General features: G+C 65.5%; 22 protein-coding genes and 1 tRNA gene. 6 read left to right on the top strand and 17 right to left on the bottom strand.

What is annotated here, in order from left to right; all coding sequences use genetic code 11:
- Positions 1-27: 27 nt before the first annotated feature.
- Both ACMGDH_RS04020 and ACMGDH_RS04015 read left to right on the top strand, forming a co-directional pair.
- Complete coding sequence (locus tag ACMGDH_RS04020) at positions 28-369, top strand: PadR family transcriptional regulator (protein WP_436826622.1); 342 nt, start codon at positions 28-30, stop codon at positions 367-369.
- Positions 369-1,340: a hypothetical protein gene (locus ACMGDH_RS04015; protein ID WP_436826621.1), complete on the top strand. Its 972-nt coding sequence runs from the start codon at positions 369-371 to the stop codon at positions 1,338-1,340. The genes ACMGDH_RS04020 and ACMGDH_RS04015 overlap by 1 nt, the downstream gene beginning before the upstream one ends.
- A 140-nt stretch (positions 1,341-1,480) precedes the next feature.
- Here the strand turns inward: ACMGDH_RS04015 and ACMGDH_RS04010 are convergent, their stop codons facing one another.
- From ACMGDH_RS04010 to ACMGDH_RS03970, 9 genes are all read right to left on the bottom strand, one after another.
- The gene (locus ACMGDH_RS04010) at positions 1,481-2,500 is read right to left on the bottom strand and encodes an NAD(P)H-dependent flavin oxidoreductase (protein WP_436826620.1); all 1,020 of its coding nucleotides are present in this window, start codon (positions 2,498-2,500) and stop codon (positions 1,481-1,483) included.
- 192 nt (positions 2,501-2,692) lie between these two features.
- Positions 2,693-3,364 (bottom strand): glutathione S-transferase family protein, encoded by a 672-nt coding sequence (locus ACMGDH_RS04005; RefSeq protein WP_436826619.1) that lies wholly within the window; start codon positions 3,362-3,364, stop codon positions 2,693-2,695.
- Between the two features lie 44 nt (positions 3,365-3,408).
- Positions 3,409-3,840 (bottom strand): hypothetical protein, encoded by a 432-nt coding sequence (locus ACMGDH_RS04000; RefSeq protein WP_436826618.1) that lies wholly within the window; start codon positions 3,838-3,840, stop codon positions 3,409-3,411.
- Between the two features lie 209 nt (positions 3,841-4,049).
- Positions 4,050-8,558, bottom strand: a complete 4,509-nt coding sequence (gene gltB, locus ACMGDH_RS03995) for a glutamate synthase large subunit (protein WP_436826617.1) — start codon at positions 8,556-8,558, stop codon at positions 4,050-4,052.
- Positions 8,551-9,219 (bottom strand): DUF2059 domain-containing protein, encoded by a 669-nt coding sequence (locus ACMGDH_RS03990; protein ID WP_436826616.1) that lies wholly within the window; start codon positions 9,217-9,219, stop codon positions 8,551-8,553. The genes gltB and ACMGDH_RS03990 overlap by 8 nt, the downstream gene beginning before the upstream one ends.
- Positions 9,216-9,899, bottom strand: coding sequence for a DUF2059 domain-containing protein (locus ACMGDH_RS03985; protein WP_436826615.1), 684 nt, complete (start codon positions 9,897-9,899; stop codon positions 9,216-9,218). The genes ACMGDH_RS03990 and ACMGDH_RS03985 overlap by 4 nt, the downstream gene beginning before the upstream one ends.
- Positions 9,899-11,353 (bottom strand): NAD(P)-dependent oxidoreductase, encoded by a 1,455-nt coding sequence (locus tag ACMGDH_RS03980; protein WP_436826614.1) that lies wholly within the window; start codon positions 11,351-11,353, stop codon positions 9,899-9,901. The genes ACMGDH_RS03985 and ACMGDH_RS03980 overlap by 1 nt, the downstream gene beginning before the upstream one ends.
- A gap of 143 nt (positions 11,354-11,496) precedes the next feature.
- Positions 11,497-12,297: an undecaprenyl-diphosphate phosphatase gene (locus tag ACMGDH_RS03975; protein WP_436826613.1), complete on the bottom strand. Its 801-nt coding sequence runs from the start codon at positions 12,295-12,297 to the stop codon at positions 11,497-11,499.
- Positions 12,298-12,386: 89 nt separating this feature from the next.
- Positions 12,387-13,325: a complex I NDUFA9 subunit family protein gene (locus ACMGDH_RS03970; protein WP_436826612.1), complete on the bottom strand. Its 939-nt coding sequence runs from the start codon at positions 13,323-13,325 to the stop codon at positions 12,387-12,389.
- Between the two features lie 185 nt (positions 13,326-13,510).
- Between ACMGDH_RS03970 and ACMGDH_RS03965 the strand changes: the two genes are divergently transcribed.
- Both ACMGDH_RS03965 and ACMGDH_RS03960 read left to right on the top strand, forming a co-directional pair.
- Positions 13,511-13,597: transfer RNA gene (locus ACMGDH_RS03965), tRNA-Leu, on the top strand.
- Between the two features lie 177 nt (positions 13,598-13,774).
- Positions 13,775-15,004: a tyrosine-type recombinase/integrase gene (locus ACMGDH_RS03960; protein WP_436826611.1), complete on the top strand. Its 1,230-nt coding sequence runs from the start codon at positions 13,775-13,777 to the stop codon at positions 15,002-15,004.
- Between the two features lie 60 nt (positions 15,005-15,064).
- Here the strand turns inward: ACMGDH_RS03960 and ACMGDH_RS03955 are convergent, their stop codons facing one another.
- From ACMGDH_RS03955 to ACMGDH_RS03920, 8 genes are all read right to left on the bottom strand, one after another.
- Positions 15,065-15,295, bottom strand: a complete 231-nt coding sequence (locus ACMGDH_RS03955) for a DNA-binding protein (RefSeq protein ID WP_436826610.1) — start codon at positions 15,293-15,295, stop codon at positions 15,065-15,067.
- Positions 15,292-15,522 carry a DUF2274 domain-containing protein gene (locus ACMGDH_RS03950; protein ID WP_436826609.1) on the bottom strand — a complete coding sequence of 77 codons (231 nt, stop codon included), beginning with the start codon at positions 15,520-15,522 and terminating at the stop codon, positions 15,292-15,294. Before ACMGDH_RS03950 ends, ACMGDH_RS03955 begins: the two co-directional genes overlap by 4 nt.
- Before the next feature lies 1 nt (position 15,523).
- Positions 15,524-16,714: a TraB/TrbI/VirB10 family type IV secretion system protein gene (locus ACMGDH_RS03945; protein WP_436826608.1), complete on the bottom strand. Its 1,191-nt coding sequence runs from the start codon at positions 16,712-16,714 to the stop codon at positions 15,524-15,526.
- Positions 16,711-16,941, bottom strand: a complete 231-nt coding sequence (locus ACMGDH_RS03940) for a TrbG/VirB9 family P-type conjugative transfer protein (RefSeq protein WP_436826607.1) — start codon at positions 16,939-16,941, stop codon at positions 16,711-16,713. Before ACMGDH_RS03940 ends, ACMGDH_RS03945 begins: the two co-directional genes overlap by 4 nt.
- A 156-nt stretch (positions 16,942-17,097) precedes the next feature.
- A complete protein-coding gene (locus tag ACMGDH_RS03935; protein ID WP_436826606.1) occupies positions 17,098-18,204 on the bottom strand; it encodes a nucleotidyl transferase AbiEii/AbiGii toxin family protein in 1,107 nt (368 codons plus the stop codon).
- Positions 18,150-19,259 (bottom strand): DUF6088 family protein, encoded by a 1,110-nt coding sequence (locus ACMGDH_RS03930; protein WP_436826605.1) that lies wholly within the window; start codon positions 19,257-19,259, stop codon positions 18,150-18,152. The genes ACMGDH_RS03935 and ACMGDH_RS03930 overlap by 55 nt, the downstream gene beginning before the upstream one ends.
- A gap of 210 nt (positions 19,260-19,469) precedes the next feature.
- Positions 19,470-20,486: a glycoside hydrolase family 43 protein gene (locus ACMGDH_RS03925; RefSeq protein ID WP_436826604.1), complete on the bottom strand. Its 1,017-nt coding sequence runs from the start codon at positions 20,484-20,486 to the stop codon at positions 19,470-19,472.
- A gap of 331 nt (positions 20,487-20,817) precedes the next feature.
- A complete protein-coding gene (locus ACMGDH_RS03920) occupies positions 20,818-21,687 on the bottom strand; it encodes a hypothetical protein (protein ID WP_436826603.1) in 870 nt (289 codons plus the stop codon).
- Between ACMGDH_RS03920 and ACMGDH_RS03915 the strand changes: the two genes are divergently transcribed.
- Together ACMGDH_RS03915 and ACMGDH_RS03910 are read left to right on the top strand one after the other, a co-directional pair.
- The gene (locus ACMGDH_RS03915) at positions 21,686-22,033 is read left to right on the top strand and encodes a hypothetical protein (RefSeq protein WP_436826602.1); all 348 of its coding nucleotides are present in this window, start codon (positions 21,686-21,688) and stop codon (positions 22,031-22,033) included. The genes ACMGDH_RS03920 and ACMGDH_RS03915 overlap by 2 nt on opposite strands.
- Complete coding sequence (locus ACMGDH_RS03910) at positions 21,987-22,283, top strand: RNA 3'-terminal phosphate cyclase (RefSeq protein WP_436826601.1); 297 nt, start codon at positions 21,987-21,989, stop codon at positions 22,281-22,283. Before ACMGDH_RS03915 ends, ACMGDH_RS03910 begins: the two co-directional genes overlap by 47 nt.
- Positions 22,284-22,587: the final 304 nt, after the last annotated feature.

The following is a 22,587-nucleotide window of genomic DNA, read 5'->3' as shown; positions in this document are numbered from 1 at the left end:
TATGTCACATACTATACGAGACACCGCATGCCGATCGAAGACGATCTATTCGAGAAGCTACGCGTCGAGCTGCGGCGCGGTTCGCTAGTGCTGGCGGTGCTCGGGGCGCTGCGCGAGGAGCGCTATGGCTACACGCTGCGCACCAGCCTGGAGGAAGCGGGCCTGCCGATCGACGAAGGCGCGCTCTACCCGCTGCTGCGCCGGCTCGAGGCACAGGGGCTGCTGACCAGCGAATGGCGCGAGGAAGCCAAGCGCAACAAGCGCTTCTACCGGCTCTCGCCCGACGGACTCGAGATACTCGCCCAGCTGCTCGGCGAATGGAACGCGATCTCGGAATCGATCCTGCGGCTTACCGGAAAGGACAAGTGATGGACCTGATCGAACGCTATCTCGCGGCCGTCCGGCAGAACCTGCCCGCGGACAAGGCCGACGACATCATCGCCGAACTCGCCGATGAGCTGGCGACCCGCAAGGAGATGCGCGAGGAGCGCAAGGGCCGGCCGCTCACGCGCGACGAAGTGACAGCGCTGCTGCGCGAGTTCGGCCATCCGCTGGTCATCGCGTCGCGCTATCGCAGCCAGCAATATCTGATCGGGCCCGAGATCTTTCCCTTCTATCTGTTTGCGCTGCGCGTGGTGCTCTCGATCGGTGCCATTTCGTTCGTCGCGATCGGCGTGATCTCGGCATTGCTCGGCGATCGCAATATCGTCGAGATGCTCGTGCGCATCACCGGCAACCTCTGGGAATTCTTCTTCATCGCGGTCGCAGTGGTGACGCTCGGCTTCGCGCTGTTCGAGCGCTATGGCGGCCCGGTCGATCAGCTGATCCGCTGGACGCCGGAGCACCTGCCCGTGCCGCTCGCCCGCCGCAAGGGACAGTGGGAGGCGGCGTTCGAAGTTGGATTGAGCATCGCCTTCCTGCTCTGGTGGATCGGCGCGGTCCGCTTCCCGTCGATCGCGGCGACCAGCACCGTCCGCATCGAGCCGGCTGCGATCTGGGACCAATATTATCTGCCCATCCTGATGCTCGCCTGCGCGCAGCTCGCGGTCAATCTGATCGAATGGCTGCTGCCGCGGCTGTGGCGGCTCGAGGCACCGCTGTCGATCGCGGTCTCGGTGGCGACCATCGCGGTGGCCACGGGGCTCTACGAGGCGGGTGCCTGGGTGACCGTGGTCGCGGCCGGCGGAGGCAGCGAGAACCTCGCCGGGCTCACCGAAAGCCTGAACCTGGCGATCCGCATCACGCTGATCGTGATGATGGTGATCATGGCGGCGCAGGCGCTGGGCGAGCTGTGGAAGCTCGCCCGCGGGCAGCGGATGGCCACAAGGGTGGTGGTCTGAGCCTTCAATCCTCCCCCGCCAGGGGGAGGTGTTGCCGAAGGCGGCGGAGGGGGAGGAATCACGCCGCTATCGTCGTGATTCCTCCCCCTCCGTCATACTGCGCACGCCACCTCCCCCTGGCGGGGGAGGATTGAAGGCTCCTAGGAGGCGCGTTTTTCCAGTGCGTGCGCGGCCTCGGCCATCAGCGAGGCGATGATGTCGGCGGTCGGCTCTTCCTTGCTGACCATGCCCACCGACTGGCCCGCCATGACGCTGCCGTGCTCGACATCGCCTTCGATCACTGCGCGGCGCAGCGCACCGGCCCAGTAATGCTCGATCTGGAGCTGCGCCTCGGCCATCTCGACCTTGCCCTCGTCGAGCAGCTGGGCGACTTCGCGCTGCTTGGCGGTGAACAGCTCGCCAGCCGCGTTCTTGAGCGCGCGGACGGGGATCACCGGCAACCGCGGATCGATCTGGACGCTGGCGGTGGCATCCCGTGCCGAGGCGCGGATGAAGGCCTTCTTGAAGTTGGCGTGCGCGATGCTCTCGGTCGCGCAGACGAAACGAGTGCCGAGCTGGACGCCTGCGGCGCCCATGTCGAGATAGCCGGCAATCGCCTCGCCGCGGCCGATTCCGCCGGCGACGAAGACGGGCACCTGGCTCGCGACCTCGGGCAGGATCTCCTGCGCGAGCACGCTGGTCGAGACCGGGCCGATATGGCCGCCGGCCTCCATTCCCTCGACCACCAGCGCGTCGACGCCCGAGCGGATCAGCTTCTTGGCGAGGCTGAGCGCAGGGGCGAAGCAGATCAGCCTGGCACCGTTGCCCTTGATCGCGTCGAGGCTCCCGGCAGGGGGCAGCCCGCCCGCGAGCACGACATGGCCGACCTTGTGCTTCGCGCACACTTCGATCAGCTCGAACAGCTGCGGGTGCATGGTGATCAGGTTTACGCCGAACGGCTTGTCGGTGAGCGCCTTCGTGCCCGCAATCTCCGCGTCGAGCTGCTCGGGATTCATCGCGCCGCACGCGATGACGCCGAAGCCGCCGGCGTTCGAGATCGCCGCGACCAGGTTGCGCTCCGAGACCCAGGACATGGCGCCGCCCAGGATCGCGACCTGCGAACCCAGGAATTCGCACCCGCGCGCCATGCGGCGGGCCAGGCGTTCTTCGCCGATCGTCATGCTGGCTCCTTCATAAGTCGCGCGGCCTTAGACCTGGCTTCAACGGAGTTCAACGGCGACCTCCGGCTAAGCCCCTCCCCTTCAGGGAGGGGTTGGGGGTGGGGGCTGTCCACACGCAGGTCGGCCTCGATGGAGATTTACATGCCCCACCCCAACCCCTCCCCTGAAGGGGAGGGGCTTCAGGTCGTTAGCTCAAAGATCCAGCTTCTCGTAATCCGCAGGCGGCGGGATGCCTTCCATCCGCTCCGACAGCAGCGGGCGGAAGCTCGGGCGGCTCTTCATGCCGATGTACCAGCGCTTGGCCTGCTCGTGGCTCTTCCAGTCGATCCCGCCGAGATAATCGGCGATCGAGATCTGCGCAGCGGCGGCGAGATCGGCGAGGCTCATCGTCGGTCCTGCGAGCCAGGTGCGGTGATCGAGCAGATAATCGATGTAATCGAGGTGCGCGACCGCGGACTTCATCGCCGTGCGCAGCGCCTGGCCGTCGGGCGCCTGCTTGTAGACCAGCCGCTTGAGCATCCGTTCGTGGAGCAGAGGCGCAGTGATCTCCCCGAAGAAGTGATTGTCGAACCACACCACCAGCCGGCGGATCTCGGCGCGATCCGTCGCGGTGCCGTTGATCAACGCATTCTTGCTGACCGTTTCCTCGAAGAATTCGCAGATCACGCTCGAATCGATCAGCGTGACGCCGCGTTCGGTGTCGACCATCACCGGCACCTGGCCGGTGGGGTTCAGATCAAGGAACTCGTCGCGCCGCTGCCAGGGCAGCTCGCGGACGGGCTCATAGCCGATGCCCTTCTCGCCCAGCAGCAGCCGGACTTTCCGCGAAAAGGGACAGAGGGGAAATTGATAGAGTTGCCACATGGCACCCTATCTACCGTGGGCGCGCAAGGCGTCCAGCGGATGCGTCAATAATCGTCGTCGTAGCCCTCTGCCTGCGACGCGAGCACGCCCGCCAGGGGCGCCATTGCTGCCTCCAGGCGTTCAGCAGTGCGCTGGAGCTCGCCGCTCATCGCCGCCGCGCCGACTGCGGCCGAGCCGGCGGTGGCGACCGCGCGGCGCGTGTCGTGCTGCAGCTTCGCTTCGAAATCGGGGTCCTTGCGGCGCTGGACGTCGCGCAGCGTGTCCGACGGGCGGATGTCGCTCTCCGGGCCGAGCACCTGCGCAAGCTGCCCCACGCGCGTATCGAGCACGATCGCCGCGATCGAGCTAACCGCCATGGCGATCGCTTCCTGCGCGATCGGATCCTGCAGCTGGCGCGCGGCATCTTCGACTTGCGACTGCGCCGCAGCGGGGGCCGCGACGGCGGACAGCATGAGGGCAGCGGGAACCAGACGCATGACATTCTCCCGAGTCGTCAGGATGCCATCATATATGCATTCCAGCGGCTTAGCCCAGGATGAATGGCCTGGCCCCAATCCTCCCCCGCCAGGGGGAGGTGGCATGCGAAGCATGACGGAGGGGGAGGAATCACGCCGCTCATGTTCTGGCATCCGCCCCCTCCGACGCCTTCGGCGCCACCTCCCCCTGGCGGGGGAGGATTAAGGAGTCACTCCGCCGCCACAAGCTCCGCGCTGTCGTCGAGCGGGTGCGAGAGCCGTGAGAGCATCTCCTTGGGTACCACCTGCCAGAATTTGCCGGCCTCGCGGTCCCAGTCATCGAGCAAGCCGCGCGACCATTTACTGTCGGTTGCGGCGGCATGCGCCTCGACCAGGCTGCGGAGCTTCGCCTCCCAATGTTCGGAAGCCAGCCGCTGCCAGACGATGCTCTCCGGATTGGCGCGGCGCGCGAAGCTGTCGTCGGCGTCGTAGACGAACGCCATGCCGCCGGTCATGCCCGCGCCGAAGTTCATGCCGACCGCGCCCAGCACCACCGCGGTGCCGCCGGTCATATACTCGCAGCCGTTGGCGCCGCAGCCCTCGACCACTACGTCAGCGCCCGAGTTGCGCACCGCGAAGCGCTCGCCCGCCTGCCCCGCCGCGAACAGCTTGCCCGAGGTCGCGCCGTAGAGCACGGTGTTGCCAATGATCGTGTTGCGCCAGCTCTCGATCGGCGAGCTGACCATCGGCCGCACGACGATCACGCCGCCCGACAGGCCCTTGCCGACATAGTCGTTGGCGTCGCCGAACACCTCCAAGGTGATGCCCTTGCACAGGAACGCGCCGAGCGACTGGCCGGCCGAGCCGCGCAGGCGGACATGGACGTGGCCATCGGCGAGCGTCGACATGCCGAACTTGCGCGTCACTTCGCTCGAAAGCCGGGTGCCGACCGCGCGGTGCGTGTTGCGCACCGTATAGGTGAGCTGCATCTTCTCGCCGCGCGAGAAGACCGGAGCCGCGTCCTTCACCATCTGCGCGTCGAGGCTGTCGGGCACTTCGTTGCGGAAGGTGTTCAGGCTGAAGCGGCGCTCGGCGTCGGTCGCGTCGACCTTGGCTAGCACCGGATTCAAGTCGAGATCGTCGAGATGCTCGGCGCCACGGCTGACCTGACGGAGCAGCTCGGTGCGGCCGATCACTTCGTCGAGGCTCGAGAAGCCGAGCCGGGCGAGGATCTCGCGTACTTCCTCGGCGATGAAGGTCATCAGGTTGATGACCTTCTCGGGCGTGCCGACGAACTTGGCGCGCAGCTTCTCGTCCTGGGTGCACACGCCGACGGGACAAGTGTTCGAATGGCACTGGCGCACCATGATGCAGCCCATCGCGACGAGGCTGAGGGTGCCGATGCCGAATTCCTCGGCACCGAGGATCGCGGCGATGACGATGTCGCGCCCGGTCTTGAGCCCGCCATCGGTGCGCAGGCGGACGCGCCCGCGCAGGCCGTTGAGCGTGAGTGTCTGGTTGACTTCGCTGAGGCCCATTTCCCAAGGCGTGCCGGCGTATTTCACCGACGTGACCGGCGAGGCACCGGTGCCGCCGACATGGCCAGCGACCAAGATCACGTCGGCATGCGCCTTGGCGACACCCGCCGCGACGGTGCCGATTCCCGCCGAGCTGACCAGCTTGACGCACACCCGCGCGCGCGGATTGATCTGCTTCAGATCGTAGATGAGCTGCGCCAGGTCCTCGATCGAATAGATGTCGTGGTGCGGCGGGGGCGAGATCAGCGTCACGCCCGGAGTCGCATGGCGGAGCTTGGCGATGAACTCGGTCACCTTGAAGCCGGGCAGCTGGCCGCCCTCGCCGGGCTTGGCACCCTGGGCGACCTTGATCTCGATCTCGTCGCAGGCGTTGAGATACTCCGCGGTGACGCCGAAGCGGCCCGAGGCGATCTGCTTGATCACCGAATTGGCGTTGTCGCCATTGTCATAGGGCTTGTAGCGCGACGAATCCTCGCCGCCCTCGCCCGACACCGCCTTGGCGCCGATCCGGTTCATCGCGATCGCGAGCGTCTCGTGCGCCTCGGGGCTGAGCGCGCCGAGCGACATGCCCGGCGTCACGAAGCGCTTGCGGATCTCAGTGATCGCCTCGACCTGGTCGATCGCGATCCCTTCGGCCGGGAAGTTGAATTCGAGCAGGTCGCGCAGATAGACCGGCGGCATATCGCGAACGCCGCGCGAGAAGGCGAGATAGCTCGAATAGCTGTCGGTCGAGACCGCGGTCTGCAACAGGTGCATCAGCTGCGCCGAATAGGCATGGGTCTCGCCGCCGAAGCGCTGCTTGTAGAAGCCGCCGATCGGCAGCGCCGCGACGCCGCGATCGAACGCCGCCTCGTGGCGCATCTTGGCGCTGAGATGGAGCGAGGCATAGCCTTCGCCCGAAATCTTGGCGGGCATGCCGGGGAACAGGTCGTTGACCAGCGCGCGGCTGAGACCGACCGCTTCGAAATTATACCCGCCGCGGTACGACGAGATCACTGCGATCCCCATCTTCGACAGGATCTTGAGCAGCCCCTCGTCGATCGCCTTGCGGTGGTTCTTGAGGCATTGCTCGAGGCTCAGCTCGCCGAACAGGCCGCGCGCCTGGCGATCGGCGATCGAGGCTTCGGCGAGATAGGCGTTCACCGTGGTCGCGCCGACACCGATCAGCACCGCATAATAATGCGTGTCAAGGCATTCGGCGGTGCGGACGTTGACGCTCGCATAGGAGCGCAGGCCGCGGCGGACGAGATGGGTGTGGACCGCCGCCACCGCGAGCACGCCCGCGATCGCGACGCGCTCGGTTCCGATATGCTCGTCGGTGAGGAACAATTCGGTGCAGCCCGCGCGGACTGCCTGCTCGGCCTCATAGCGGATGCGCGTGATCGCTGCGCGCAATGCGTCGGACCCCTCGTCCGCGGGGAAGGTGCAGTCGATCTCGGCCGCCTGGCTGCCGAAATGCGCGCGCAGACGGTGCCAGTCGGCATTGGTGAGCACCGGGCTTTCGAGCACGAGCACGCGGCCCTGCGTGCCTTCGGTGTCGAGGATGTTGGCGAGATTGCCGAAGCGCGTCTTGAGCGACATCACGTGGCGCTCACGCAGCGGATCGATCGGCGGGTTGGTGACCTGGCTGAAGTTCTGCCGGAAGAACTGGCTGATCAGCCGCGGCTTGTCCGAGATGACCGCGAGCGGCGTATCGTCGCCCATCGATCCGATAGCTTCCTTGGCGGTCTCGACCATCGGCGCGAGGACCATCTCCATGTCCTCGAGCGTCTGCCCGGCCGCGACCTGCCGCCGGGTGAGCTCGGCGCGCTCGAAATAGGCCGGCTCAGCGGGCGCGGCGGGAAGGTCCTTGATCGTGAGGAAATCGCCGATCATCGCGGCATAGTCGGCCTCGCCGGCGATGCGATCCTTGATCTCGGCATCGGTGAACAGCCGGCCCTGGTCCAGGTCGACGGCTATCATCTGCCCCGGGCCCATCCGCCCCTTGGCGACGACGGTCGATTCGGAGATCTGGACCATGCCCGTCTCGGAGCCGACGATCAGCAGGCCATCCGACGTCTGGGTGTAGCGCAGCGGGCGCAGCGCGTTGCGGTCGACGCCCGCGACCGCCCAGCGGCCGTCGGTCATCGCCAGCGCGGCGGGACCGTCCCACGGCTCCATCACCGAGGCGAGATATTTGTACATGTCGAGGTGCGCCTGGGGCGTGTCCTCAGCCTGCCATGCCTCGGGCACGAGCATCAGCTTAGCGGTCGGCGCGTCGCGGCCCGAACGGCAGATCGCCTCGAACACCGCGTCGAGCGCGGCGGTGTCCGACGCGCCCGCCGGGATCACCGGCTTGATGTCCTCGCTCTGCTCGCCGAACGCAATGCTCGCCATCTTGATCTCGTGGCTGAGCATCCAGTTCTTGTTGCCGCGGATCGTGTTGATCTCGCCATTGTGCGCAAGGCAGCGGAACGGCTGCGCCAGCCACCATTGCGGAAAGGTGTTGGTAGAATAGCGCTGGTGGAAGATCGCTACGCGGCTGGTGAAGCGCTCGTCGTTGAGATCGGGATAGAACTCGCTCAGGCTCTCGGCGAGGAACAGCCCCTTGTAGACGATCGAGCGGCACGACAGCGAGCAGATGTAGAATCCGCCCACCTGCGCCGCGATCACCCGCTTCTCGATCCGGCGGCGGATCAGATAGAGGTTCTTCTCGAACTCGGCGGCGTCGGCTTCGTCGGGCATCGGCCCGGCGATCATGATCTGCTCGATCTCGGGGCGCGTCGCCTGCGCCTTCATCCCGATCACCGAAACATCGACCGGCACCTGACGCCAGCCGTAGATGGTGTAGCCCGATTCGATGATCTCGCTTTCGACGATGGTGCGGCAGGTCTCCTGCGCCGCCAGATCGGTGCGCGGCAGGAAGATCATGCCGACCGCGAGCCGATTGGAAAGCACGCGGTGCCCGCTTGCGGAGATCGCGTCATCGAAGAAGCGCGCCGGCAGGTCGACATGGATGCCCGCGCCGTCGCCGGTCTTGCCGTCGGCATCTACCGCACCGCGGTGCCACACCGCCTTGAGCGCATCGATCGCCGACTGGACGACACGGCGCGACGGCTGGCCGTCGGTCGCGGCGACCATGCCCACGCCACAGGCATCGCCCTCGAACTCGGGACGGTACATGCCCTCACGGGCGAGGCGTTCGCGTTCGGAGTTATTCATCGGTTTCGGTCTCTGGCTTGGGCGGGGGCGGGAGATGCGCGGTTGCCTTCTCCGCCTTTTGCATGATCTCGGGCATGGCCTTCATGAGCTCAGGCGTGAAGCTCATCATTTCCTGCATCATCTCCGGGTCCATGAAGGTCATCAGATATTCGCGGGCGAATACCGATCCCGAAGGCGTCGCGAAGAAGATGTTGAAATCGTTGAGCTGCTCAAGCGTGAACTTGCGTGCGAAGGCGCGGGCGAGGCCGGCGCGGACACGCGGCTCCATCCGATCGAATACCTGGCCCATCTCTTCGAACATCACGCGCGAGGTGATGCGCATCCGCTCCTGAAAGGCCGGGTCCTTGCGCGCCGCGGCCTCGCCGAGCGTCTCGCCGCTTTCGCCGCCTTCCTCCGCGGGGAGGCCCATCTCGTCGGCCGTCTTCCGCATCATCTGGGTGACCATCGCGTCCATCATCTGCGGCATCTGATCGCGCATCATGGTCATGTAGATGCCCTTGGGGACCAGCGCGGCGACCGCCTTCTCGGCGGCGGCGAGCCGGGCGGGCTCGATCGCGACCGGGGCGGCCGGCGCGGCCGGGGCATCCTGCGCCGGTGCCGCCGCTGGCACGAACGACAAGAGCAACGCCGCACTAGCGGCCAGAGCGCGAACCCGCTTCATCCCTTTATCTCCCCCCGATATTCCACGATCGCCTGTTCCCCCACACGCTCGAGCCGCGCTTGATGCCGCGCCACGACACCTTCGCCCCAGCGGCGGCTGATCTCCGTGATCCGCGGCTTGAGTGTTTGAAACTTCTGCGCGGCACTGCTGGTGCCCAGGGTGAGCAGCGTCGAATAATCGTCGGGCGTCAGATCGCGCATCATCGCCGAGATGGCCGCCTTCTCTGCCTCCTCGGGCGAGGTCGCGCCCGAATCGCCAACGCCGCGATAGCCGCCAGCGAGCAGCTTGCGCCCGGTTCGCGTCGAGAAGAAGGTCAGCATGTCGCGGATCTCTTGCGGGGACATCCCGCCGCGCACCTCGCCCGCGAGCTGCGCGCGTAGCGACGGCAGCTCCTGGCGGAGAATAGGCGTCATCTCGCCGCGCAGTCGCCCCGCAACGTGCTCTTTCAATGCCGGATTTTGCGCGAACATCGTCTTTTGCGCTTCGGACATCCCGATCTCGTCACGGAGATAGGAATCGAGCATTTGGCGGCTGAGCTGACTGACCAGATCGTCCGAGGTGAGCAGAGCCACCAGCCGGTCGGCGTCCTGCGTCGGCGCAGCCTGCGCGGCGAGGCCGACCGGCGCAGCCTGCGCGGGAAGTGCGACTGCGGTCAGCAGAAGGGGAAGCAGCCGCCGCATCAGGCCGCAACCCCCTCGGCGGACTTGGCGGCCTTGGCGTGCGCCTTCATCCAGGCGTGCATGTGCGCTGCGACGTCGCGGCCATCGCGGATCGCCCAGACGACCAGGCTCGCGCCGCGCACGATATCGCCCGCCGCGAACACGCCCGGCACGCTCGTCATCATCGTCTTGCCGTCGGTGCGCAGCGTTCCCCAGCGCGTGACGCCCAGATCGTCGGCGCCGAACATCTTGGGCAGATCCTCGGGCTCGAAGCCCAGCGCCTTGATCACCAGATCGGCCTTGAGCTGGAAGGCGCCGCCAGGATCGAGCTCGGGCGTGCGGCGGCCCGAGGCATCGGGGGCGCCCAGCCGCATCCGCGCAGCGCGAACTCCCTCGACATGCTCGCCGCCATCGAACGCTTCGGGCGCGGAGAGCCAGACGAACTCGACGCCTTCCTCCTCAGCGTTCGCCACTTCGCGCTGCGATCCGGGCATGTTGGCGCGGTCGCGGCGGTAGAGGCACTTCACCGAAGCTGCGCCCTGGCGGATCGCAGTGCGCACGCAGTCCATTGCCGTGTCGCCGCCGCCGACGACGACCACATGCTTGCCCTCTGCATTGAGGCTGCCGTCGTCATAGGCCGGAACCGTGTCGCCGAAGCCCTTGCGGTTGGAGGCGGTGAGGTAATCGAGCGCCTCGACCACGCCCCTGGCGCCGACGCCGGGCGCCTTGATCTGTCGGGTCTTGTAGACGCCGGTGGCGATCAGGATCGAGCCGTGGCGCGCGCGAAGCTCCTCGAGGGTCGCGTCGCGACCGACTTCGAAACCCTGGTGGAAGACGATCCCGCCCGCCTCGAGCCGCTCGATACGGCGCATGACGACATGCTTCTCGAGCTTGAAGCCGGGGATGCCATAGGTGAGCAGCCCGCCGGCGCGATCGTGCCGATCATAGACATGCACCTCATAGCCATATTCGCGCAGATATTCGGCCGCCGCGAGGCCCGCGGGTCCTGCGCCGATGATGCCGACCGACTGGCCGCGCGCCGGGCCAACCTGAACCGGCTCGACCCAACCCTCGTCCCACGCCTTGTCGGTGATGAACTTCTCGACCGATCCGATGGTGACTGCGCCATGGCCCGAGAACTCGATGACGCAATTGCCTTCGCACAGCCGGTCCTGCGGGCAGATGCGGCCGCAGATCTCGGGCATCGTCGAAGTGCTGTTCGACAGCGCATAGGCTTCGCGCAGCCGGCCCTCGGCAGTGAGGCGCAGCCAGTCCGGGATGTGATTGTGAAGGGGGCAGTGCACCGAGCAATAGGGCACGCCGCACTGCGAGCAGCGGCCCGCCTGCGCCTCCGCATCGGGCACGGCATAGCGGTCTGCGATCTCGCGGAAATCCTCCGCACGCAGTTCAGCGGGGCGCTTGGCCGGATAGGCCTGCCCACGGTTCACGAATTTGAGCATCGCATCTTCGGACATGGCCGCGCGCCTATAGGAAAGCGATCGCCGAGTCACGTGAAAACACGCATTTAGGTCAATAACTATGACCTATTAAATCGAGAGAACTGTTCTTTCAGTCGAATGCACGAAAACTCTTCAGCTATTTAGTACCGCAACGGACCTTATCGCATCAGCAGCCATACCAGCGCGATCGATCCGATCACGATCCGGTACCAGGCGAAAGGCGCGAAACCATAGCGCCCGACGATCCGCACGAAGGCCTTCACGACCGCGAGCGCGGCAAGGAAGGCGCAAGCGAAACCGACGAGGATGATCTGGAGATCGTCGAGGCTCAGCAGCGCGCGATCCTTGAACAGCGCATAGGCAGTCGCGGCCGCCATGGTAGGCACGGCAAGGAAGAAGCTGAATTCGGCCGCCGTCTTGCGCTCGACGCCCATCAGCAGCGAGCCCATGATCGTGGCGCCCGAACGGCTGACGCCCGGGAGCATCGCCATGCACTGGACCACGCCGATCGAGACGGCAGTGCGGAGCGGCATCGCCTCGACGCTCTCGACGCGCACGCGCTTCACCATCCGCTCGATGACCAGGATCGCGATGCCGCCGACGACGAGCGCCACCGCGACGATCACCGGCGTCTGCATCGCCGCGCGCACAGCGTCATAGACCAGCACGCCGATCACCATCGCCGGCAGGAAGCCGAGCAGGATGTTGCGCGTGAACAGGATCGGCTCGCGCCGCCCGGCGAGGATGCCGCACCCGACCGTCCAGAAGCGCTGCCAATAGGCAACCACCACCGCGAGGATCGCGCCGAGCTGGATCGCGATCTTGAAGGTGATCGAGCTCTGGTCGGTGAAGCCGAGCAGCTCGCCGCCCAGGATCAGATGGCCGGTCGACGAAACGGGCAGGAACTCGGTGAGGCCTTCGACGATGCCGAGCAGGACGGCGACGAGCAGTTCGGACATTCGGCGATACGCCCCTTATCTTAGGCCTTGTCTAGGCAGCCGCGCCGCATGCCGGGCGCGCCGGTGGTGCGACGATGGCGGAGGAAGCCTCAAGCAGGTTCGCGGAGCCCCGCGAAACGGCCGTGACGCTGGAAGCGCACGAGCCAGTCGGGCGCCACCGCGGCGAGCGGCGTCGGCGTGATCCCGAAGGCGGCGAAGCCTTCGGCACCTGCGGGCACGACATTGTCGCGCTGGAGCATGCGCCACTGATCGCGCGTGATCGGCGCGCCCGGCATCGCGCCGAACATCGCGACCATGCCGCTCAGCGCGTCGGGAAGCTCGATGAGCGCCGGCTTGCGCCCGATCGCCTGCGCTATCCAGCGATAGAGCGCCGCCATGGTGAGCACGTCGGGCCCGCCGAGCGCATAGGTCTTGCCGCCGTGCGCGCGGGGATCGCGCAGCGCAGCCACCGCCGCCGCGGCAACGTCGGCGACATAGGCGGGCTGGAACTTCGCCTGCGGGCGCAGCACCGGCACCACCGGAAGCGCCGCGATCATACCGGCGAAGCGATTCACGAACTGGTCCTCGCGCCCGAACAGCGTCGCCGGGCGGAGCAGCGTGGCGTGCGGAAAGGCTTCGAGCACTGCCTGCTCGCCTTCGGCCTTGGTGCGGCCATAGGCCGAATCAGAGGCGAGGTCCGCGCCGAGGGCCGAGAAATGGACGAGCGATTCGACACCCGCCGCCTTTGCCGCTGCGGCGACGTTGCGCGCACCTTCGACGTGCACCGCCCGCATGTCGCGGCCGAACGTGCCGACGAGGTTCACGACGTGATCGGCGCCGTCCACGGCGCGCGCGATCGTCTCGGGACGCGTCACGTCGGCCGCGATGAACTGCGTCTGGCCTAGGCCGCCGAGCGGTTTCAGGAACCAGGCGTCGCGCGGCCGGCGCTGCGCGACACGAACGCGTGCGCCCGCGCGATACAGCTCCTGCGCCACATAGCGCCCGACGAATCCGCCGCCGCCGATCAGCGTTACCAGCCTGTCCTTCATGCCTGCCTCACGAACCTCAACTTGGCCGTCCCATGCCGCGTGACGGCGCTTTGGGCAAGGTGCGGATGCCGTACGGCCCCTTCCCTTCCGCCGTGCCGTTGCCGGCATGCGATCACGTCCGCCGCCGTCGATTCCGCCGTTGACAACCGCCTCGACCCTCCACTAGAGCGCCCCGCCTACCCCGTGCCCAGATGGCGGAATTGGTAGACGCACCAGCTTCAGGTGCTGGCGGTCGCAAGGCCGTGGAGGTTCGAGTCCTCTTCTGGGCACCAATACTGGCTCTGGATACGTCCAGCAGCGTCCAGTAAGCGGCTGGTTTCACAGCATTTTTAGGCCGAGAATCGCCAGACACCGTCCAGCGAAATCCGGCTAAGGGCATCAGCAGCGACCACAAAATGCTGCCCTTTTTGCTGCACTCGGATCGACCCGGCCTTGCTGGGAAAACGACCATGCTGACCTACATCCAGATCAATGCCGCCAAGCCGAGAGCGAAGGCTTGGAACCTTTCCGATTCCCAAAACCTCTATCTCGTCATCCAGCCCAACGGCTCGAAGCTGTGGCGCTTCAACTACCGTTTTCTGGACAAACAGAAGAAGCTTCATCTCGGTGGATGGCCAACCGTAAGCCTCGCAGAGGCGCGTGCCCGGCGCGACGAAGCCAAGAAGAAGATTGCCGAGGGGATCGATCCGGCGCTGGAGAAAAAGCGCGCCCGGATCGCCGCCAAATACGCCGCTGCCAACACCTTCGAGGCGGTCGCAGAGGAATGGCTCGTCAAATGCGAGCGGGACGGCCTCGCGCCAGTGACCGTCGACAAGATCCGCTGGCTTCTCGCCAAGGCCTATCCCTTGATCGGCACCATCCCGATCGCGCAGATCACGCCGCATGAGGCACTCGCCGTCCTTCGCAAGGTCGAGGCGACCGGCGCCTACGAGAGTGCGCGGCGCATGCGCAGCGTCCTGAGCCGCGTGTTCCGTTATGGAGTGGCGACGGTTCGCTGCGACAAGGATGTCGCCGCCGACCTACGCGGCGCGATCGCCGTGCCCAAGGTCAAGCATTTCGCGGCCATCACGCGGCCGTCCGAGGTCGGCGCTTTGCTCCGGGCCATTGACGGGTACAGCGGCCACAAGGTCACCGTCATGGCAATGCGGCTCTCCCCACATGTGCTGCTTCGGCCCGGCGAGCTGAGGCAGGCCGAATGGACCGATATCGATTTCGACGAGGCGATCTGGTTCATACCGGCGGAACGCATGAAGATGCGTCGGCCGCACCGCGTGCCCCTGTCACGGCAGGTGATCGCGATGCTCAAGGAGCTTCACGAGCACACGCACTGGTGGAAATACCTGTTCCCGTGCCTCGACAAGCCGCGCAAGGCGATGTCGGAGAACGCCGTAAACCAGGGCCTACGCAAGCTCGGCTACACGACCGACCAGATGACTGCGCATGGCTTCCGGGCGATGGCAGCGACGCTGCTCAACGAGATGGGCGAGTGGAATCCCGATGCAATCGAGCGCCAGCTTGCGCACGTGGACACCAACCAGGTCCGTCGCGCCTATGCGCGCGGCGAATATTGGGACGAACGCGTCGCGATGATGCAGCGCTGGTCCGACTACCTCGACGAGCTGCGGGACGGAGGGAAAATTCTCCGCCCGGATTTCGGCGCCAGGCGATCGCGGGGCTGACGCGCATACCCCGCAGGGGATGGCGCCGGATCATCCCCTGCAGGGTATATATCGCGAGACTCATCGCTTGGACGAGGGAACGGGTTGAGGGTCGGGCACGGTGCGACTGGCCGTGAGCGCCTTGAGACTCGCATATTGTACCAGCGTCGCCCTGCCGACCTTCACCGTGTCGAGATCGCCGGACGGGATCAGCTCATAGATGCGCGACCGGCTCAGACCCGTGATCCGGACCGCCGTCGAAATGCGAACCGTCAGCGGCTCGATCTTCTTTTCCCATGCCCGCTCGATCATTTTTGCCCTCGCAACGCAGCCTCGTGTGCTTTGACAAATCCGCGGTCACTTTCGAGGAACGCCGCGAGCATCGCCGGAACGAGATCGGCGACCGGTTCCTCGACACCATAGGTCGCGGCATAGATGGCTGCGTAGCTCTGGAGGGCGGCTTGGAGGTCGGGCGTGATCGTGATCGCCAGCTTGACCGGCGTGCGGTCGGGCAACTTGCCCAGCTTCAGCTCTGCCATGTCAGCCTGCCTTTCCGCGCCACGGCGCGAGGATGAGATCGCGGGTCACCAGCACGCGAACGGGCGCGCCCGGCCGGATCGTGATCGTCGACTGGATGTCGAGGTTGCGCTGGGTGATCTGGTCGCCGGCCCGCGCCGTGTTCGACTGAGCGGATTCACGGATCGCCTGCACGAGATCGCTCTCGCCGCTGATCGTGAGTTCCGAACCGACGCCGAGCACGGTTGCGATCGCCACGCCCTTGAGGAGCGCCCATGTATGAAAGTCGGCCTTGTCTGCGAGCCCGGCATAGCCGGACGGATCGGTCGCCGGCATGTTGTTGAGCGAGACCGAGCTGCCATCCGGCAGGATCAGCCGCTGCCAGACGACCAGCGCGCGTCGCTGCCCGAACGCAACCACACTATCATACTTGCCGATCAGCCGGGCGCCCTGCGGCACGAGCAGGATGCTGCCGGTGACCGTGTCGAAGACATTCTGCGTCACCTGTGCGGTGACCATACCCGGCAGGTCGGAATTGAGGCCGGTGATCAAGCTCGCCGCAATGACGCTGCCGGCGAGCAGACTGTTCGGCGAGACCGGTGCCGCCAGCCCGCCCGAGTTGAGATCGCCGCTCGTATCGCGAGCGGACGCAAATTGCTCCTTGCGTGTGCCGGCATCGGCCATCGCTGCGGCGGGCATGCCGGGCATTGCCGCCATCGCGTCCGACACCGATGGCGCAGCCGGGCTTTTGCCCGTCGCCACCTGGGCCATCAATCCGGACTCCCGGGCCGTCTTCAGCTCGGCAAGCCGCTGCTGCCGCGCTGCCTCGGCGCTATCAGCGTGCGCCGGCTCGGCCTGGACTTTGGCCTGCGCCTGGGCACGCAGGATCGGACGTCCAAGGTCGCCGGGAAGCGGTGGGCCGAGCTTTGGCACGTCGCCATAGCTGGCGGGCAGGCCGGCCAATGCGTCGGATGCCGGCTTCGCCATGGGCTGGGACAGCTCGCTGTCCTGGGTGACCTGCCGGAAGACCTGCGGCTTGAGCGCCATCCAGGCAATGCCCATCAGGCTCGCCGATCCCAGCGCCGCGGCTCCGATGATCGCACCGCGCTTGAAACGGATCGCCCGCGCCGGGCGCGACCGGATGCTGAGCGTTTCGAGATCGAGCTTCGCCGGAGAGATTTGGGCGGGCGGTTCGGTAGACGCGGTATCCGTCATGCACCCCTCCTGCGTTCACGCTGTGCCACCCGCTCGATCCGCACGACCTGCTGCTTCTCGAGCCCGAGGCGCAGCTCGGCGGCATCGAAGATCCGGTCGACCACATAGAAGCGGTCCCCCAGCCGGTAGTTGACCAGTTCGGCCTTCCCCTCGCCGTCGACAACGAAGAGCGGCGGTGCCTCGCCTTGGCCGAGCGATGCAGGGAATTCGATGCGTAACGTTGACAAATCCTTCGACAGAATCGGAAGCTCTCAGAGGATTTGTCGCATGGTGTCACGCTCAACACTCGTATGCCGAAGTCCGCTTGCGACGGGTAGTTGGAACTATGAAGGCTACCTTGGCGAGGATATTTCCGATCCTTGCCGTGCCGTCCGGTGACGCCTTCAGTCTTGCGAGGACGCCTCATTCAGCTTCGATTGCAGCGCCGCGACACTTTCAATCACGGCGTCAAAATCGGGTGCGGCGCCGAAGATCATGGCGCTCATCGCTGCATAGTCACGCCGCAGGTCGTCATACATCGCCCCTTCGGGGCGCAACGTGAAGCTGGGGGCTACCGCAGATGCCAAGTCGAAGTCGGGCCGGTTGAAGAACATGCGTGCGTGCGCGACGCAATCGGCGCCGAGGGCGGGGTTTGCTAGCGCCTTCTGGCCTAGGTCGGCCTCCATGAGCATGTGGATGTCGTAATAATGGCGCGACACGCGGTGGCCGCCGCCGCGCAGTTCGCCGCGGATATCGAACCAGCGGCGCAGCCCGTGCAGAATTACGACCTTGTCCCAGAAGGTTCGCTCGGCATCGACGATGGTGACGTTCGGTACGGTCAGGTCGAGGTCGGGGGCGTCGTCGTGGACATAGGGACGGATTGAATGGACTGCGTTGGGATCGAGCGCGGATTTGGCACCGGACTCGATCTTCACTGCCTTGTCGATATAGCCGTCGGCAGGTGTCGCGGTCGGATAGAGAACCAGCAGCGTCTGGCTGTCCCCATCATGCGGTGTGACGCGGAGCCAGTTGGCCGGTAGGCCGATCCGCCCGGCGGTCGCTGCGGCGATTGAGGACAACTGCTGCAGAAGTGGTCCGTTGATATAGGCTTCGCAGGCCGCCTTGATCGCATCGAGCGCAGCGTCGCGCTTCTTGCGGCTCAGCGCCTGCAGCTCCTCCACGCTCGCGGCTTCGCCGAGGTCGTCGCGGAAGACCGTTACATCGATATCCTCAGAGAAGCGGCGGATGAGGCCAAATCCCTTCGACAGAGAAGTGCCGCCCTTGAACAGCAGCCTCGGGCCTTCGGGAAGTCCGTTGAAGAGTGTATCGAGCGTCCAGCAGACCCAGAAGTCCTTCTCGGCATTCTGCGGCGTTGTGCCGAGGCGCTGCGCGGTCGCGGTAAACAGACCCGCGCGGGTGTCCTGATCGGCAGACAGGATCGCATCATAATTTGGGTTCATGCGGCTTTGGGCTCGGCGGTGAGGATGGTTCTCAGATAGTCCTGCATCCACGCCGGCAATGCCGACATGCCGTCGTGTAGATCCTTGCGTAGCCGCGCGCCATCCGGCTCGCACCAGAGGAGCTGCTGGAGCCGATGGCGGATAGAACCGTCCTCTTCGGCGTCGGCCGTAGAGTCGCGCAACCAGTGGAGAGCCTGGACGATCCGCATGGCCGGGCGACCGGCCCAAAAGAGTTTGCTGGCGGCCGTGGGCCGGAAAGTGATTTCGAGATTGCCAAGATGGACCGGCTTCAGTCGGGAATCGGTGTGAACGACGATCTTGGCGGGGACCGCGTTGGTGAGACCAAGGTCGTTGGCGGCAGTCATGCCGTCGACCAGGACGCGAATCTGATCGCGACGGGCGATCGCCTCGACCACTTGGCGAGGATCGGCGGGATTCGGCGCCTTGGTGAGGCTGTTGAAATCCGGCTTATCATATAGGCCTCTGTCGATCCTGCGGAGCGTGCCGGTGGCGACGAGACGCTGGAGGGCTTTGTCAATGGCATCGCGCGTAGCGAGGTCGAGAAAGTCCGCCGCCGTCCATACGCTGCGTGGCGCACCGGCGCTGATGCGCTGCAGGATGCGGGTCTTCAGATCAACGGGCTCATTCATTGTCCGAAATTTGTAGATGTTTTTCGGACAAAACGCAACCGTAATCCGTCCGAAATTTGTAGGCGTATTTCGGACACGAGCCCAACCAGCCTCTGCCCAGAAGGACTCGAACCGCCCTGTCCATTCACGTCCAGCCTTTTCCACGAATCCAGATCGTGCTATCGGTGCCCTTGGCGACTTCGCAAGTCTATGATTTGACTGCGAAATCAATCGCTTAGGCGCCCTGCGACAAAGCTCTCCTGGCACCATTTTCCCCATCCACAGACGTCCATCGGCGTCGCGTAAGTGACTGGGGAGGAAGCCTTTTTCAAATATCTTTCCGACGAGATTGGGCGAGTTCGCCGACATACCAACGCTTTTGTTGGTCTTTTTCGGCCGTGGATTCGGGGCCTGGCCAAACGCCGCTGTCGGAACCATCAGAGCCAGCGCCACCACCACATGAGACAATCCGATCATTTGCTCCTTCGCTTGAGACCCGTCTGAGGCTGCGCGAACGCCGGCCTTGCGCTTGGGTTTCTGCCGCGGCGCTCATAGTCAGCGCTATCCCGCGGATGAACCTCATCGCGCAATGCCGTTCAGCGCAAATCATGAAACCCGTCCACAAATTGTCTGATGATAGAGATCAACTCTGTTGCGCCGCGGTCAGATGGCCCCGTCCCCACCGAATTAGGCGACCGACCCGTTCTTCACCGGCCGACCAAAATCCGGCACCCCGCCGGCCGTATAAGATATCGGCTGCACACGCGTGTGTCGGTTGGGATCGAACAGCGGATCACCCTTGATCTCGCGATAGTCCCGGCCGTGATAGACCAGCAGGTCACGCCCGTCCTCGTCCACGACGAAGCTGTTGTGTCCAGGTCCGTAGACCTTGTTCTCCTCCGAGGAGGCGAACACAGGCATCGGCGACTTGGCCCAGGATTTCGGATCCATGATGTCTGCGTCGGCCTGCGCCGTCAGCATGCCCATGCAGTATCGGTCGTCGGTAGCGCTGGCCGAATAGGTGAGGAACAGCCGGCCGTTGCGCGCCAGCAGCGCCGGCGCTTCCGCGACCTTGTACTTCTGGATTTCCCAGTCGAGTTCGGGCACCGTCAGCCGCGCCGGCGCGGCGGCGAGCGTCGTCGGACTCGCCAGCGGCGCGAGATAGAGATTGCTGTTGGTCTCTATGCCGGGCTCGTGCTGCGCCCAGCAGATATAGCGCTGTCCCCGATGCTCGAAGATCGTGCTGTCGAGGGTGAAGCTGTCCCACGGCGTCCGCAGCTGGCCGAGCATAGCCCAGTCGGACGTCAGCGGATTGGACCCCCTCGCCTGCAACACATAGGTGCGGATACGGAACTTCTGGTCCGAGTCCCCTGCCGCAAAATAGATGTGCCACGCACCGTCGAAATAGTGGATTTCCGGGGCCCAGATATAGCCGCCCAGCCTGCCGCTCGCCGGCCGCCTCCAGATCACTGTCTCCGGCGCAGTCGCAAGCCCTGCGATCGTGCGCGCGCGGCGTAACGCCAATCGATCATATTCGGGCACGGAACCCATGAAATAATACCAACCGTCTGCACGAAGGATCTGCGGATCGGCGCGTTGCAGTATCAGCGGATTGCGTAGTGCACCGGGTCTGGCCGCCGCAGGGACCACGGTCAGCACAGGCAGTGCCGCTCCTGCCGCAACCAGGTCACGCCGACGGATCATAGATCTTCGCCCCTCCATTATCTCGTGCCGGTCGCGTTCCCGCGGCTCGCAATAAGCCTTTAGTCTGACTTTTCGTAGCAAAGGAAATCCGGCGAGGCTATCGTCGGCCCGTCTGCAATCGCATTCCCGCATTCACTGCGGTTGTGCGTCTCACGGGGCGGGCGAAAGCAGCGAGAATGTGAGCCGCGCCGCGTAACGTCCGTCAGCCAGCGCAGGCTCGCCAGACGGCCCCGACGCCTCCGCAGAGATGAACTTCGACCCCATCGCGGGGATCGCACTCAGGAAGGAGACGTCGCCGCCCGGGAACGCGGGCGAGGTGTTGGGAAGTCATTCAGGCGAGTGCCGATCCGAAAGTAAGCAGGCGTATCACTGGAAACCACCCAGTTCCCTCGCCGCGAAACGAACCGCGCCCAGCGCACGCCGGAATAATATCCCGCCTGATCGGGCGGCGGCAGCGTATCGCTGCCACGGGCCGCGAGCATGTGCACGCCCAGAGCATTCCGCGCAGCCGGTTCTGCCAGACCGGGCGAGGGCCGTCTGCCAGCACGCGCACGGCGTCGATCTCGCCCAACGGCGTATCGAAGGTGACCCCATGATAAATGAAGCGGCCAGACAAGGAGTAGCTATAGTCGAGCCACAGGGTGCCATCACTCGCCAGCGTCCAGCGCACCTTATCCAGCCGCCCCGCACCGTCGGCCTCGAGCCACGCGCGCTCCTTGCCAGTGACGGGATCACGTTCGGTTCCGTTTCGGATCGTGACCGGACCCGCTTCGGGTAGAGCGAAGCGGGCGGCCTCATAGCCCAGCCGTACCGAAGCGATCGAAACGGGCGCATTGTCGGACGCGGCGAGATCGGAGACCCGGACCGCTGCGATCCGCGTCGGCGCGACCATGTAGCGGCTAGGGTCTCGCGCGCCGCGTCTGCCTGAATAGATGGTGCGCCAGCGCTTGCCGTCCTCCGAAATCTCTAGCCTGAAACCCGCCCAGCCTTCGCGCCGGGGATCGTTGAGCCTCACCTCGACCAAGTTCGCCAAGGTCGGGCTGGCAGGCCGGTACTCCGCGCCCGATCCGTTCAGCTCGGTCCAGGCGGGCTCCGCCTCCATCCGCGCGCCCATGGCCACCAGGCGCGGACCATTGGCGATCGCAATCTGGCGGCCGCTGCTACTGACCCCCGAGAGCAGCCCCGTTCGGGAGTCGAACATGGCGGTTACGCCGCCGCCAGACAGACGCACCGAGCCGCCCTCGCGAAGCGTGGTCGCCGTTCCCGATCTCGACCGCGCCGGCACGGGCTTCGCGGAAGCTGCGGCGGCGATCGGCCGCGCGCTGCAATCGGTTTCGGCGACGGCCTTGTTCGCAGCGCTGCCGTTCAACATCGCCGAGCGTGAACTCGCCACGGCGCGCAAGCTTCTGCCCGACTGGCCGGAGGACGTCTTCGCCGTCCGTCAGCTTCCCGACGAGCAGGGACCGGGCAACGCGCTGCTGCTCAAGGCAGTGTTCGAGAATGCGACCGAGATCGTTACCGGTTTCGGCAAGCTTGGTGTCCGCTGAGACTCTCGCCAAGACTGCGGCTCATCGCATGTCCGGGTTCCTGGCATCCGATGCGTTCGCCGGCCCATATCTAGCGGACCAGCTCTTGCTTCCGCTCGCGCTGGCAGGTGGCGGCAGCTTCACGACCGTGAAGCCGAGTCAGCATTCGCGGACCGCGGCGGAAGTGATCGAACGTTTCACTGGCCAGCGCTGGGTATTCAGGCAACAGCTGACCGGGTGCCACCGTGCTCATCTGAATTCAGGTGCATGAGCTTCTGTTTTGGCAGCTACGCCCCCCAATAGTGATCGTTCAACCCGGTGACCGTCACGCCCGAAAGCCTTCGTTCGATATACATCCTCCTCGACCAAGTGCGAGCGGCGGGGAAATGCTGAGCTCGGCCTTCGGACGGGCCGCTTCTTCTCCTGTAGATCACTGCTCCTCGGCCGGCACCGAGCAATTTGTTCGCCGCTGCGCATCCGCAGCCGAGCGGCCAAGGCCCAGAAACCCTCGCAGGATCATGGCAGCGGTCAAGAGTGCCCGGTCATGGGAGCGAGGTACGATCCAACGGCGCGAC

The sequence above is a fragment of the Sphingomonas radicis genome, from assembly GCF_051400635.1.
Taxonomy (GTDB): Bacteria; Pseudomonadota; Alphaproteobacteria; order Sphingomonadales; family Sphingomonadaceae; genus Sphingomonas.
The sequence above is the reverse complement of the archived record's forward strand: the minus strand, read 5'-3'. Positions and strand labels throughout refer to the sequence as shown.

Bases quoted from the DNA above. Each gene is read 5' to 3' on its own strand.
- gltB (WP_436826617.1), bottom strand. From the start codon at position 8,558: ATGAATAACTCCGAACGCGAACGCCTCGCCCGTGAGGGCATGTACCGT.
- ACMGDH_RS03985 (WP_436826615.1), bottom strand. From the start codon at position 9,899: ATGCGGCGGCTGCTTCCCCTTCTGCTGACCGCAGTCGCACTTCCCGCG.
- ACMGDH_RS03945 (WP_436826608.1), bottom strand. From the start codon at position 16,714: ATGACGGATACCGCGTCTACCGAACCGCCCGCCCAAATCTCTCCGGCG.
- ACMGDH_RS04010 (WP_436826620.1), bottom strand. From the start codon at position 2,500: ATGACGATCGGCGAAGAACGCCTGGCCCGCCGCATGGCGCGCGGGTGC.
- ACMGDH_RS03990 (WP_436826616.1), bottom strand. From the start codon at position 9,219: ATGAAGCGGGTTCGCGCTCTGGCCGCTAGTGCGGCGTTGCTCTTGTCG.
- ACMGDH_RS04015 (WP_436826621.1), top strand. From the start codon at position 369: ATGGACCTGATCGAACGCTATCTCGCGGCCGTCCGGCAGAACCTGCCC.
- ACMGDH_RS04020 (WP_436826622.1), top strand. From the start codon at position 28: ATGCCGATCGAAGACGATCTATTCGAGAAGCTACGCGTCGAGCTGCGG.
- ACMGDH_RS04005 (WP_436826619.1), bottom strand. From the start codon at position 3,364: ATGTGGCAACTCTATCAATTTCCCCTCTGTCCCTTTTCGCGGAAAGTC.
- ACMGDH_RS03925 (WP_436826604.1), bottom strand. From the start codon at position 20,486: ATGATCCGTCGGCGTGACCTGGTTGCGGCAGGAGCGGCACTGCCTGTG.
- ACMGDH_RS03975 (WP_436826613.1), bottom strand. From the start codon at position 12,297: ATGTCCGAACTGCTCGTCGCCGTCCTGCTCGGCATCGTCGAAGGCCTC.
- ACMGDH_RS03915 (WP_436826602.1), top strand. From the start codon at position 21,686: ATGGCGGTTACGCCGCCGCCAGACAGACGCACCGAGCCGCCCTCGCGA.
- ACMGDH_RS03960 (WP_436826611.1), top strand. From the start codon at position 13,775: ATGCTGACCTACATCCAGATCAATGCCGCCAAGCCGAGAGCGAAGGCT.
- ACMGDH_RS03950 (WP_436826609.1), bottom strand. From the start codon at position 15,522: ATGGCAGAGCTGAAGCTGGGCAAGTTGCCCGACCGCACGCCGGTCAAG.
- ACMGDH_RS03970 (WP_436826612.1), bottom strand. From the start codon at position 13,325: ATGAAGGACAGGCTGGTAACGCTGATCGGCGGCGGCGGATTCGTCGGG.
- ACMGDH_RS03980 (WP_436826614.1), bottom strand. From the start codon at position 11,353: ATGTCCGAAGATGCGATGCTCAAATTCGTGAACCGTGGGCAGGCCTAT.
- ACMGDH_RS03910 (WP_436826601.1), top strand. From the start codon at position 21,987: ATGCGACCGAGATCGTTACCGGTTTCGGCAAGCTTGGTGTCCGCTGAG.
- ACMGDH_RS04000 (WP_436826618.1), bottom strand. From the start codon at position 3,840: ATGCGTCTGGTTCCCGCTGCCCTCATGCTGTCCGCCGTCGCGGCCCCC.
- ACMGDH_RS03955 (WP_436826610.1), bottom strand. From the start codon at position 15,295: ATGATCGAGCGGGCATGGGAAAAGAAGATCGAGCCGCTGACGGTTCGC.
- ACMGDH_RS03930 (WP_436826605.1), bottom strand. From the start codon at position 19,259: ATGATCGGATTGTCTCATGTGGTGGTGGCGCTGGCTCTGATGGTTCCG.
- ACMGDH_RS03920 (WP_436826603.1), bottom strand. From the start codon at position 21,687: ATGTTCGACTCCCGAACGGGGCTGCTCTCGGGGGTCAGTAGCAGCGGC.